The sequence below is a fragment of the Litorivivens sp. genome (assembly GCF_041624475.1).
GTDB lineage: Bacteria > Pseudomonadota > Gammaproteobacteria > Pseudomonadales > Spongiibacteraceae > Litorivivens.
On the sequence record NZ_JBFJUX010000012.1, the window covers coordinates 47,047 to 59,837 of the forward strand.

Here is a 12,791-nt window from a genome sequence, read left to right on the forward strand (position 1 = left end):
GAATGTTTAAAAACTACAACCACCTGCTACAACCCGGCCGCATAGGCTCCATGCAGCTGAAAAACCGCATGTTTGTTACCGCGATGGGCGTTAACCTTGCGGAACCCGACGGCCACTGCGGTGAGCAGATTCGCGCCTTCCACGAGGAGCAGGCCAAAGGCGGTGCCGCTTTAATCACTCTGGGTGTAGCCGGTGTCGCCTGGCCCCACGGCGGCAACCAGCCGCGACAGGTGGCAATCTCGGATGACAGGTTTATTCCCGGTTTTAAAAAGCTGGCCGATGCTGTACATAAACACGACGCCAAGGTTATTGCCCAGCTGCACTTTGGCGGCCTGGTCGGTGTAGAGGATATGAAAGCCGGGCGCCCGGTATGGATTCCGTCCATGCCGGTGTTCAAGCAGAGCGATCTGGAAGCCGGCATGTTAAAGGAAGAAATTCCGCGCTCGGCCACTTCACAAAAGCTCGACGTAAAACTCCACCCCATGACCCACGACGATATTGCCACCCTGGTGCAGCAATTTGCGGATGCGGCGCGGCGGGTGCAGGAAGCGGGGATGGACGGCCTGGAAATTCACGGCGGGCACGGTTACATCATCTCCGAGTTTCTGTCGCCGCTGACCAATCAGCGCGACGATGAGTACGGCGGCTCAGTGGAAAATCGCGCTCGGTTGCTGATGGAAGTGATTGCGGCAGTGCGCAAAGAAGTCGGTCGGGATTTCCCTGTCTGGTGCAAGCTCGATTCCGAAGAGTTTGGTCAGCCGGAGGGCATATCGCTGGAAGACGCCAAGGCCGTGGCGCGTATGGCCCAGGACGCCGGTATGGACGCCATTACCGTCAGCGCTTACCACGATACATCGCGCGGTGCGCTGCATTCCGAATCCAATATTCCCCATACGCCGGAGCGATTGGTCAGTAACGCCGCCGCCATCAAGGCGGTGCTGGATATCCCGGTGATTACGTCCGGTCGTATCGAACCCGAGCGCGCCAGCCAGCATATTGGCGAGGGGCATTTTGATTTTCTTGGGCTGGGCCGAAAAATGTTGGCCGACCCGCACCTGCCAAACAAACTGGCAGAAAACAGGGCCAAGGACGTCCGTCCCTGCGTTTACTGTTATTGCTGCGTCAGTCAGATTTACCTGGAATCGCCAGTGAAATGTGCGGTTAACCCGGATACCGCCGCCGAAGCTGAAAACCTGATGGCACCTGCGGCCAGCCCCCGCAAGGTTGCGGTTATCGGTGGTGGCCCGGGCGGGATGGAGGCTGCTCGGCGCCTGACCCTGCGTGGCCACGATGTGGTGTTGCTGGAGAAAAGCAATGTGCTGGGCGGCACCCTGCAGTTTGCATCCATTGCCTATGAACCCAACGGCAAGTTGTTGGATTGGCTCAAGCGGCAGGTGCGCGCACTGCCTATCGACATACATCTGAACACCGAAGCGACTCCGCAGCTGTTGAAGCGGCTTGGGGTGGATGAGGTGGTTGTGGCCACCGGCGCAACCCGCGCCATGCCGGCCATTCCCGGCGCGGACCGGGACTTTGTCTTCAGCGGCGACGAAATGCGGGCCATGGTGCTGGGTGAAAAGCTGGCCTCAGTGCGGGAAAAGCTCGACGGCTTTTCGCGGTTTATGCTCGCGGCGGGCACTGCGACCGGAGCGAGCCGTCACCGCAGCCTGATTAATCTGGCAACCCGTTATTGGCTGCCGCTGGGCGACAAGGTGGTGATCATCGGCGGCGAGCTGGTCGGGCTGGAACTGGCCGAATACCTCGCTCACCGGGGCAGGCAGGTGACGGTGCTGGAAGAGAGCAGCCGGCCGGGCGCCGGTCTTTATCTGGTGCGTCGCCTGCGCCTGCTCGACGAACTGCGCGAGGCCGGCGTAACGCTGATCAGCAAAGCCTCACAGATCGCCATTGGCGAGCAGCAGGTTGAGTACCGCAATTATCGCGGACAAATTCGTCATATTGGCGCTGACCATGTGGTCGTTGCCAAGGGCGCTCAGGGCAACCTGGCATTGGCAGAGAATCTGGGAAAACAGGGTTTTTCTGTGCACACCGCGGGCGACTGCAGTGGCGTTACCTATATTGAAGGTGCGATGCACGACGCAGCGCAGATAGCGGCCCGTATTTAAGCCCGGTGCTTTGTGGTAATTTAGCGCGCGATTCGGGCACCGGGCCAATTTCAGGCCCAAGATAAGGGGCGGCTACCACGTGCTAAGTTACCAACACCAGTACCACGCGGGTAATCACGCCGATGTACTCAAGCATTGGCTGCTACTGGAGTGCCTCGCTCATCTGCAGAAGAAAGACAAACCCTTTGATTACATTGATACCCACGCCGGCGGTGGTCTTTACCGCCTGGACTCCGAGGCCGCCCGGAAAACCGGCGAGGCCAGTGAGGGGGTATTAAAACTTCCCTGGGATAGCCTGCCTGAACTGCAAGATTACCGCGCCAGTGTTGCGGATGATCTCAACAGAAAATGCTATCCCGGATCACCCCTGCTGGTTAGCCGCCGCTTGAGGCCCGGTGACCGAGGCTGGTTTTTTGAGATGCATCCGGCAACGGTCCGCGATCTTGAAAAGCACTGCGGCAAGCCGAAGAGCTGCCGCGTAAAGCGCGAAGACGGTTTTGCTGGCCTCACCGCGCTATTGCCGACCGCCAGCCGCCGTGCGCTGGTTTTGATAGACCCTTCCTACGAAGTCGAAAGTGACTACCGATCCGTGGTTAGCGCCGTGGCAGCCGCCTTAAAGAAAATGCCGCAAACCCAGATTCTGCTCTGGTATCCGGTGGTCAGCCGTGAGCGCGTCAATACCCTGGAAAAAGACATCATAAAGGCCGGCCTGCGAAACAGCCACCTCTTCGAAATCAGTATCGACGATGATGCGGGGGAGGGCATGACGGCCTCAGGGCTGATTGCAATTAACCCGCCATGGACCACGCCCGAGCGTTTCAAATCGCTTGCTCCCGGATTATCGGCGGCAATGGCGCGCGACGGCAAGCCGCGCTGGCGCTACCAGGTGCTGGTGCCGGAATAAGTCGACAATTGCAGTCGCATCCAAGTATTCACTCACGACGTAAAAACGCTTCTAATGTGGTAGAACAAGCACATACGTTTTGCGGGAGAGAGTGTTGTGATCAAACCCCTTCGATTTCTGACCTGTCTGCTGGGCGCCGGGCTACTCAGTGCATGCGTTGTCGCGGAAACCGGCTACAAGATTGAAACCGTCACTGATCAAGTCCGCTCCCCCTGGGGAATAGATTGGCTGCCCTCGGGCGAAATGCTCATTACCGACAAAAAGGGCAAACTCTACCGCCTGAAGCCGGAGCGCTCCCTGCAGGCGATCAGCGGTCTGCCCGAGATTGATGTAAACGGGCAGGGTGGTTTGCTGGATGTGGCCGTGCATCCGGATTACGCAAACAATGGTTGGTTGTACCTGTCCTACTCCAGCCCGGCAGGCGAAGGCCGGGGGAGTAATACCGCTGTTATGCGGGCCCGACTTGAAGGCGCCGCCCTGGTGGATGCTCGCGTACTCTATAAGGCCTCACCGAACACGGGGCGCGGCCAGCACTACGGCAGCCGCATAGTGTTGGATGGCAAGGGCCACCTGTACTTTTCCATTGGCGACCGCGGTAATCGCGACGAAAACCCCCAGAGTCTGTCACGCGACGGCGGCAAGATTTATCGACTCACTGACGATGGCAAGGTGCCGACGGATAACCCTTTCATTGACGAGAGTCAGGCATTGCCGGCGATCTATTCGCTGGGGCATCGCAACCCGCAGGGTATGGCGATGCATCCGGTCACCGGTGCAATCTGGCTGCATGAGCACGGTCCGCGAGGCGGCGATGAAGTCAATATTGTTAAGCCGGGCGCCAACTACGGCTGGCCGATATTGAGTTATGGCGTGAACTACAGCGGCACTGAATTTGCCGAAGGGCATACCCGGGAGGGCTATGAATCTCCCATACACTACTGGGTGCCCTCGATTGCCCCTTCGGGCATGGCCTTTGTCACCAGCGAACGCTATCCCGCCTGGAAGGGGCATTTACTGGTGGGCTCCCTCAAGTTTGGCTATATCGAACTGTGCCGCTTGCAGGGCAACAAGGTTGTGGCTACAGAAAAACTGTTTGAGGGAATCGGGCGAGTTCGCGACGTCAAACAGGGGCCGGATGGTTTGATTTATGTGGCGACGGAGAACAAAGGTATCGTGCGGTTGGTGCCCAGTGAAGGCTGATCAGAAGGCGCTCTTGCCGGTTGCCAGAATCTGATAGCTGTCGATGCCGTGGCGTTCGCGCAGGGGTACGGCTATATCCAGATGCACCACTTTGTTTTTGCCGGCTTTGCTGGAGCTGAAACGCAAACCGAAACCGATATTGGCGAGGTTGGTCGTATTGGCAGAGTTCGGTGTTTCGGTGTCGCGCGTTCGACCGATATCAACATAGGCTACGCCGCCTACCCGCAGCAAATTGAAGATATGCCAGTCGGTAAAGTGACGGCGCTCCACCGTAAACAGCCAGCGTTCGTTGCCGCGCTGCATATCGTTGGGGTAGCCGCGTAAATCGCCGCTACCGCCACTGGTAAGCTGTTCGTTCTGCTGAATGTGTCTGGCAATGTCTATTTTCAACCGCGCATACCAGCGGTTCCTGTCGTCAATAAAATGAAAGTAGCGATTTTCAAAGGTGAGAAAATTGCTTTCCGCGCGATCAATCCGGGTGTTGTAGCGCCCGGACAAGCTGCCGAAGAGTTGCATCAGATGGTGTTTGCCAACGCTTAATGTGTACTCATGGGCAATGGAATAGATTGCGGCGTCTTCGCTGCTGCCCCATCTGTTATTGGCATAACCCAGTCGGGTCGACCAGTAGGCGCCGAGTCGAATATCTTCCTGTCTGCCTATCTGGGCGATATTTGTGGTTGTCCAGAAGCGGTCTTCAATAGACTCCCACCCAACCCAGGGGTAGCGAAGCCTCTGGTCAGGTGGTGGCGCGGCGCCACTGGTAGACAGCGCAGCGTACTGGGTGGTGTTATCCGTGTAACCCACTGTCCAGCGCTGTGCGATATTTTCGACAATGCCGCGTGACCAACCCAGGTAGACTTCATTGAATTCTTCCCTTGTTTCAAAGGTATTGAGTGTTTCCTGAGCCGTTTCTATATCGTCGATACGCTGTTCGCGCAGGGTGTAAAGCCCATAGGCCCAGGGCGTATCCAGTGAGTAGAAGGGGCGGGCGAAATTAAACTCCTTCAGTTCACCGTCGGAGGTGTTGGCGTAGGTCAGGTCCAGCTCGGTGTGGTTGCCGAATAACTGATCGTGGCTGTAAGCAATGCTGTAGCCCGTGCGATCGTCATTCTTGAAACGACCGATAGCCAGCGACTGGCCGGTACCTAGCAGGTTGGATTCACTGATACCGACGTCGCTTTTGTTTTCGCCACCTGTGCGGGAGAATGATGCGGTTGGGTTCAGCGTCCAGATATCGCGCACCACCGCCAGTAATTCCAGCTGATCACCGCATATCCGTTCAGGTACGATCATCGCGTCGGAGACGTAGTCATTACGGCGGAGCAGGCGCTCGTTTTCCGTGAGTGCGCTGGGGTCCAGGGTCGAGCCCGGTTTCAAGGTAAGTTGACGCCGAACAGTGGCCGGTCGGGTATCGATATGGAGGGTATTAATCAGCCGATAGAGCCGGTTGTTCTCTTTTGGGTCGCGCTCGTTGAAGATCGGCAATACCACCGGTTCAATGCGACTGATTTGCAGCCCTTTGTAGGCCTCAAAATCGATGGCCTCGCGGGTATCCACAAATTTAAACAGGCGCGGGTCATTCCGCTCGTAAAAGGTTTGGCATTCTGATTCAGCGCGAGCGCAGCCCGCTGCTGCGATCAACAATAAAGGCACGAGCCTGAGTATAGCCATACACCGAATTTGTCCCTGGCACCTGCTCCTATAATTGTTAGCCTACGAAGAGGGCCGGCGGTGAGCAACGAAAAGGGGAATTGTGGGCAAAACAGAGCAGGCGGAATGGGGAGAGGCTAGGAACTGCCCGGCTGTGCTTTTTTCATCCGCACCCCAAATTGAACAGATAAAGCTTCGAGCACGAGATACCAAGCCAGTGTGCCTGCGCTGCTGCGCTAAGTGGTTAAATCGGTAAGTAAAAGTCACAATGGAGCTAAAGTAACAATTATGTAAATATGGGGTAATTGTCGACAAGGAGCGGGTATGACCGTTGTTAACAATAACAGCAGCGGCCCCGTTACGACTACACACGGAGGTCGCAAACGCTACATTACCGTTGCTGCACGGCTTGCACTCATGCTGAGCTTTGCAGCAATTTGGATGAGTGGCAGCCTTTATCTCGCCATGCCGTGGATCGATGCGCTTGCGGTTGATATTGGGCACATTGCAGCGTGGTTTGTGGTCGCGGGTATCGCGCTGATCCCCGGGTATGTCAATGCCTTCCTAGTCGCCGGTCTGTTATTCGACTGGCGCCCACGATTCCAGCCGCTGGAACAAGCGCCTGGTTTGAGTGTACTGATTGCCGCTTATAACGAAGAAAATTCGATTAACGGTACGCTTACCTCTATCTTCCGGCAGAACTACCCGGGGTCACTCCAGATTATCGTTATCAACGATGGTTCCAGAGATCGCACCGCCGACGTAGTCAGAGAGTTCCAGACATCAATCCAGCAACTGCAAGCTGGTTACACATTAGAGCTGATTGACTGCGACACCAATCAGGGCAAGGCTGCAGCTCTCAATCGTGGCCTTAAACAGGCGCATTTTAGTCTTGTGGCCACGATCGATGCGGACTCCATGCTGTACGGTGATGCCTTGCTCAATATCGTCACCAATCATCTGCGAAGCCCTAGTCACACTGCCGCTACTGCAGGTTGTGTGCTCGTCAGAAATTCCCGTAAAAATCTGCTTTCGAAATTGCAGGAGTGGGACTACTTTCTCGGAATCTCTGTTGTTAAACGCATTCAATCCCTGCTGCAGGGTACGCTGGTCGCCCAGGGCGCATTTTCCGTCTACAACAAACCCGTACTAGAGTCCGTGGGTGGTTGGCGGGATACGGTTGGCGAGGATATTGTGCTTACCTGGAGCATCATCGAAAAAGGACACAGAGTTGGTTTTGCTGAAAATGCGTTTGCTTTTACCAACGTACCGGAAAATTATCGGGCGTTTTACAATCAGCGCAAACGATGGTCACGTGGCCTGATAGAGGCCTTCAAGCGTTTTCCGCGAGTGCTTTTTCACCTGCGCCTCAACACACCGTTTGTCTGGCTGAATCTCCTGTTCCCCTACCTGGATTGTATTTACCTTTTCGTTTTTCTGCCCGGGGTGTTCGCTGCAATCTTCTTCCAGTACTACGCGGTCGCCAGTATTGTCACGTTGCTTCTGCTTCCACTGATCCTGATTCTGAACCTGCTCATGTATCTGAAGCAGGTGGCCGTCTTCAACCAGTACGGGCTCAAAGTGCGTCGCAACATTCTGGGTGCCGTGCTCTTCATGCTCGGATACCAGGCCATACTGGCGCCGGCTTGTGTGGTCGGGTATGCCTCCGAACTGTTTAATACGAGGAAAAGCTGGTGAATCGGTATAGCGCAGGCCTGTTTCTTTGCGTCGCAGTGATAGTTTCTCCGGCCTCTGTCGCTCGTGAAAGAGTGACTATTGATGCAAACATCGCTCGGGATTCAGATCACGCAAAACACGACGGCTACTACCTGAAGTACCGCTACGACACGGGTACACGCCAGAGTCCGAGCTATTGGGGTTTTGGCGGTGGCATGAGAGAGGTCAGAGATCGTCGGGGTGAATCGAGCTACCATGCGGTCACTGCCGAGATGGAAAAGCCTCTCAATAAGACCATTGCCCTGCGGGCACAGGCCGCCAAACTGATTGACACTCGCTGGTCTCCCTGGACCGGCAGCTCCGCGCTGGTGATTAAACCGAATGACCGAAGCTACAACGAAGTGTTTGCTGAACGGGATATCGTAGACACAACACGAGCCATTGAACAAAAGCTGACGGTAGAAACCTACGGCCTGTCGTCAGACTATCGATTGCACCCGGAATGGACAGTGGTTGGCGCCTACTTTCGCCAGGATTTCAGCGACCGCAACGAGCGCACCGGCAAGGTAGCTCGACTACTCTGGGAAATAAGCCCCTTACCTTGGCTGATTGCCGAGTTAAATTACAAAGAGCTCGATGCCGACTTCAACGGTGATGGCTATTTCAGCCCGGACGAGCTTACTGAATCACTTGCGCTGGTGACCTTTCGCGGTACGATTTTCAAGGAAAGCCACGCTCTACAACTGAAGGTTGGTGGCGGCGAACAGACCATCAATCGCGAATTCTCACAAGACCTTTATCTTGTCGAATTCAAGGCGCGAGGATGGTTTACCGACAGTGTTGGCCACGAATTTACCCTTGGCTGCAAAAACACTGGTGACGTAAGTTTCGCCGCCCAGGCCGACGATTACCGGTATTGTTATTCCAGGCTGCAGCTTCACCGCGTTTGGTAGAGAACGCTTTATCATTGACGGGAGCTAGACATAAAAAAGGCCAATCGTTTCCGATTGGCCTTTTTGTCTGGTGGAGCCGGGGGGATTTGAACCCCCGTCCGCCAGCACTCTGCCGAGAGCTCTACATGCTTAGTTTCCGTTTATTGATTTAGCCGCTCACAGCCCAACGGTCAGGACGTGATTGGCGAGCCTGCTTAGAGTTTAACAGCGCCGTGACAGGCACACTTTGCTGCGATCCCATTCTGTATGACAGTCAGTAGCGCGGTATGGGCACCTTGCTAATGACCGCTAACGGGGTTTATGCCGCTAGAGCGTAGTTGTCGTCGTTGGCAACTATAAGATTACAGCTTTTGATTAACGTGATTCGCTGCCATCACGGCATGCACTCTTCGGTTTTGTCACCGGCGTCGAATCCAAATCGGCCCCAAAACCTGTACCCCCGCATTGTAACGGACTGGGTCCGTTGCGTCATGCTTAGTTTGCGGGCGCTACGTTGAGTTGGACGCCTGCGAGGGCAATGAGTTCCTGCTCTTCTTCCAGATCTGCGCGGGTCAGGGGGTTTTCGTCCAGCCAGCGTTGGGGTGCCGACAGGGTGATGGCTTTTTTGCCGGCGGCAAAAACCTGCACCTCGGCCGGTATGCTGCGGCTCTGGCGGCGGCGGTGGAGGATACAGGCCAGGCGGAACAGGGCGACCAGCAACCAGTCCGGGCGAAAGCTTGCGGGTACCTCGCTGGTTTTAGGCTTGCGCCGGTGGTTCAGTACCAGAAAAGCCAGGCGGGCCTGTTCCTGGCGTGAGAAGCCCGGCATGTCTGCATTGTTGAGTATATAGGCGCCGTGTTTGTGATACCCGCCGTGGGCTATCGCGAGGCCGATTTCATGCAGCGCCGAGGCCCAGCGCAGCAGGTATTCCGCTTCGTGAGGATCGGTTTTCAGGTCTGTTTTGATCTCGGGCAGCCAGCGCAGGGCCAGCTTACAGACTCGTTGGGCCTGAGCGGTATCAACATGGTACTGACCGACCATGTGGTTGATGGTGCTTTCACGGGTGTCGTGGTGGTGCAGGCGCCCGGCCAGATCGTGAATGATGCCTTCGCGGATGGCGTACTCCGAGGTCTGCATCTGGTCTATGTCGAGCTCATCAAACAATGCCAGCAGAATGGCCAAACCGCCCGGCAGCACGCTCTGGCGCTCGCTGCTGAGACCTTTGATATCCACCTCGTCGCAGCGTTTGAAGTTCAGTAGAGCGTCGCGCAGTTTTAGCAGGCTTTTGGCAGTTATCGCGCTGCTTTCGCTGAAGCCGTTGTCGCGCACAATACGGCCAATGGTGCGAATGGAGCCGGAAGCGCCTACCGCTTCATCCCACTGGCCACGAAAGGCCTCTATGTAGGGGGAGAGTTCCCGCGCTGCGGCGTTGCGGGCCTTGCGGAAGCACGATTCGCTGAGTTTGCCGTCGGGGAAATAGCGCCGGCTGAAGCTGACACAGCCCATGTCCAGGCTTTCCATAAGTTTGGGCTTTTGCGCACCGATAACCACTTCGGTCGAGCCGCCGCCGATGTCCACCACCAGTCGCCGCGAGCCACCGGGCGAAAAGTCGTTGGCGACCCCGAGGTAGATAAGTCGGGCTTCTTCTGTGCCGGAAATGATATTTATGGGGGCAGGCAGAATGCGCTCAGCCTGTTCAATAAAACTGTTGGCATTGGAAGCTGTGCGCAGGGTGTTGGTGCCTACTATGCGGATATGGTCGGCGGGCACACCCTGCAGGCGCTCAGCCATTTTGCTGAGGCTGTCCAGGGCGCGGTTGATGGCTTCGTCGGACAGGGTGTTGTTCGCGTCCAGCCCGGCGGCGAAGCGCACCATATCTTTCTGGGTGTCGATAACGATGAGTTTATGCTGTTCGAAACGGGCAATAAGCAGGTGAAAGCTGTTGGAGCCCAGGTCGAGGGCGGCGTAAACTTCGGGTATGTCGTCAGACGGCATGAGGATCGGTAGGCTCCGGTTCAGCGGGGCGATTTTAGGGTTGATCGGCAGTGTAACGACAGCTCTGGCGGATTGCGATTGTTTCGACGGCAATATGTCGCAGATCTCCGTCATGGCTTAACCTTTTCTGTCATAAAGTAGTCATATATCTGCTATAGGCTGGCATGTGCCTAACGCTTTTTTTTTGCCAATGGAGTGCTGAATGACTGACTCAGGAGTACGGGATAGCTGGAACCCGAAGGAGTTGAGTTGGCTGTCGTTTAACGAACGTGTCCTGCAGGAAGCTGCCGAGCCGACTGTGCCGATCATTCAGCGAGTGCGTTATCTGGGGATTTTCTCCAATAATATGGATGAGTTCTTCCGGGTGCGGGTGGCTGATGTACGCCGCCTGGCGGCCTTTTCTACGCCGTCCAAGCAGGAAGAGTACAAGCAGTTACTGGAAAAGATACAGCTCCGGGTGGTGGAGCTACAGCACCGCTTTGACCATATTTACCTGGCTACACTGAAAGACCTGCGCAAGCGCGGGATTTATCTGGTGAGTGAACGACAACTGGACGAGCACCAGGTCCAATTTGTCCGCAATTACTTTTTTGAGCACATCCAGCCCGAGCTGGTGCCGATTATTCTCGACGACAACTACCCGCTGCCCGAGTTGAATGATTCGTCGATTTACCTGGCGATCAAGATAGTGTCGTCTGATCAGGTGCGCTATGCCATTCTTGAGGTGCCCACCGATCGTCTTGATCGGTTTATCAGTATTCCGCCACGCAAGGAAAAGCGGGCCAAGGTGATGATGGCGCTGGAAAACCTGATCCGGGTCTGTCTGCATGATGTATTTCGCGGAATTTTTCATCTCGAAAGTGTTGAAGCCTATACCATCAAGCTTACCCGCGATGCGGAGCTGGAGCTTGGGGAGGAGGTTACAGAGAGTTTCTTTGAACGGATGGAGCGCAGCCTAAAGCGCCGCCGCAAGGCGGACCCGGTGCGCTTTGTCTATGACAGCGAGATGCCTGAAGATTTGCGCGACTACCTCGCCCGGCGCCTGGGCTTGGGGCGGCTGGACTCCGTGCTGCCCGGCGGCCGCTATCACAATTCCAAGGATTTTATGGGCTTCCCCAATTTGGGGCCTGCCTATCTGGAATTGAAACCTCTGCCGAAAATACCGGTGCCGGCCATCGACAATCACGACAATATCTTTGACGCGATCACTCAGCAGGATGTGCTGCTGTACTACCCTTATCACAGCTTTTCCTATGTGATTAACCTGTTGCGCACGGCGGCCATTGATCCTGCGGTGCGATCCATTTCGGTGAGCCTGTATCGGGTGGCGTCCAACTCTCACGTGGTGGATGCGCTGATTAATGCCGTGGCCAACCACAAGGAGGTTACTGTGGTGGTCGAGCTACAGGCGCGGTTTGACGAAGAGGCCAACCTCGCCCTGTCGCATCGCCTGCAGGAAGGGGGCGTCAACGTGATTTTCGGGGTCCCGGGCCTGAAAGTTCACGGCAAGCTGATTTCCATTACCCGTCAGGAAAACAATTCCGTACGTTATTTCACCCACGTCGGTACCGGAAACTTTAACGAGAAAACTGCGGAGGTTTATACCGATTTCAGCCTGCTGACTTACGACCAGGAGATTGGGGAAGAGGCGGCAAAGACCTTTGAGTTTATTCGCTACAACTATCGCCGCCCGAACTATAAGCACCTTATCGTGTCGCCGATCAACAGTCGCGAGCGACTGCTGAAAATGATTGATCGCGAGATTGGTGCGGCGAAGGCAGGCGAAGATTGCGGTCTGACTCTGAAGTGCAACAATCTGGTTGACTCGGAATTTATCGAAAAGCTCTACGAGGCCAGCCACGCCGGGGTGCCGGTGCGTCTCATTGTGCGCGGTATGTGCTCGCTGGTGCCGGGTATAAAAGGGTTGAGCGACAATATTGAGGCGATCAGCATTGTCGACCGTTTTTTGGAGCATCCGCGAGTATTCATGTTTTACAACGGCGGTGATCCGCGCTACTTCCTGTCATCGGCGGACCTGATGACCCGCAATATTGATTACAGGGTGGAGGTCATGTGCCCGGTTTATGATCCGGCGGCGAAAAAAATATTGCAGGACATTCTAGATATTCAGTGGGCGGATAATGTGAAGGCGCGAGTGCTGGAGCCCGATTTTGCGAACCGGCTGCGACTGCCGCGCAAGAAGAAAACCAAACGCATCCGCTCTCAGGTGGCCATTCACCGTTACCTGAGTAAAGGACGTCTGCCGCGCCTGAAAAAACTGAGCTATCGGCCGCCTAACGGCGATTGATG

Annotated in this window: 8 protein-coding genes and 1 other RNA gene; 6 read left to right on the forward strand and 3 right to left on the reverse strand. The window is 55.8% G+C overall.

Annotated elements, in window-relative coordinates; genetic code table 11:
- Positions 1–2: 2 nt before the first annotated feature.
- From ABY734_RS12685 to ABY734_RS12695, 3 genes are all read left to right on the forward strand, one after another.
- Positions 3–2,123 (forward strand): FAD-dependent oxidoreductase, encoded by a 2,121-nt coding sequence (locus ABY734_RS12685; protein WP_372779612.1) that lies wholly within the window; start codon positions 3–5, stop codon positions 2,121–2,123.
- A gap of 79 nt (positions 2,124–2,202) precedes the next feature.
- Entirely contained in the window at positions 2,203–3,027 is an 825-nt protein-coding gene (locus ABY734_RS12690; protein ID WP_372779614.1) for a 23S rRNA (adenine(2030)-N(6))-methyltransferase RlmJ, read from the forward strand.
- Positions 3,028–3,123: 96 nt separating this feature from the next.
- On the forward strand, positions 3,124–4,227 hold the full coding sequence (locus ABY734_RS12695) for a PQQ-dependent sugar dehydrogenase (protein ID WP_372779616.1): 1,104 nt from the start codon (positions 3,124–3,126) through the stop codon (positions 4,225–4,227).
- Here ABY734_RS12695 and ABY734_RS12700 read toward each other — a convergent pair whose 3' ends face one another.
- Entirely contained in the window at positions 4,228–5,898 is a 1,671-nt protein-coding gene (locus ABY734_RS12700) for a hypothetical protein (protein ID WP_372779618.1), read from the reverse strand.
- Between the two features lie 303 nt (positions 5,899–6,201).
- Between ABY734_RS12700 and ABY734_RS12705 the strand changes: the two genes are divergently transcribed.
- Positions 6,202–7,575, forward strand: coding sequence for a glycosyltransferase family 2 protein (locus ABY734_RS12705; RefSeq protein WP_372779619.1), 1,374 nt, complete (start codon positions 6,202–6,204; stop codon positions 7,573–7,575).
- Between the two features lie 71 nt (positions 7,576–7,646).
- Positions 7,647–8,507, forward strand: a complete 861-nt coding sequence (locus ABY734_RS12710; protein WP_372779620.1) for a hypothetical protein — start codon at positions 7,647–7,649, stop codon at positions 8,505–8,507.
- A gap of 68 nt (positions 8,508–8,575) precedes the next feature.
- Here ABY734_RS12710 and ssrA read toward each other — a convergent pair.
- Positions 8,576–8,933, reverse strand: a transfer-messenger RNA (tmRNA) gene (ssrA, locus tag ABY734_RS12715).
- Between the two features lie 48 nt (positions 8,934–8,981).
- Positions 8,982–10,481, reverse strand: a complete 1,500-nt coding sequence (locus ABY734_RS12720; protein ID WP_372779621.1) for an exopolyphosphatase — start codon at positions 10,479–10,481, stop codon at positions 8,982–8,984.
- 202 nt (positions 10,482–10,683) lie between these two features.
- Here ABY734_RS12720 and ppk1 point away from each other — a divergent pair, with 202 nt between their 5' ends.
- Positions 10,684–12,789 (forward strand): polyphosphate kinase 1, encoded by a 2,106-nt coding sequence (ppk1, locus tag ABY734_RS12725; RefSeq protein ID WP_372779622.1) that lies wholly within the window; start codon positions 10,684–10,686, stop codon positions 12,787–12,789.
- Positions 12,790–12,791 lie beyond the last annotated feature (2 nt).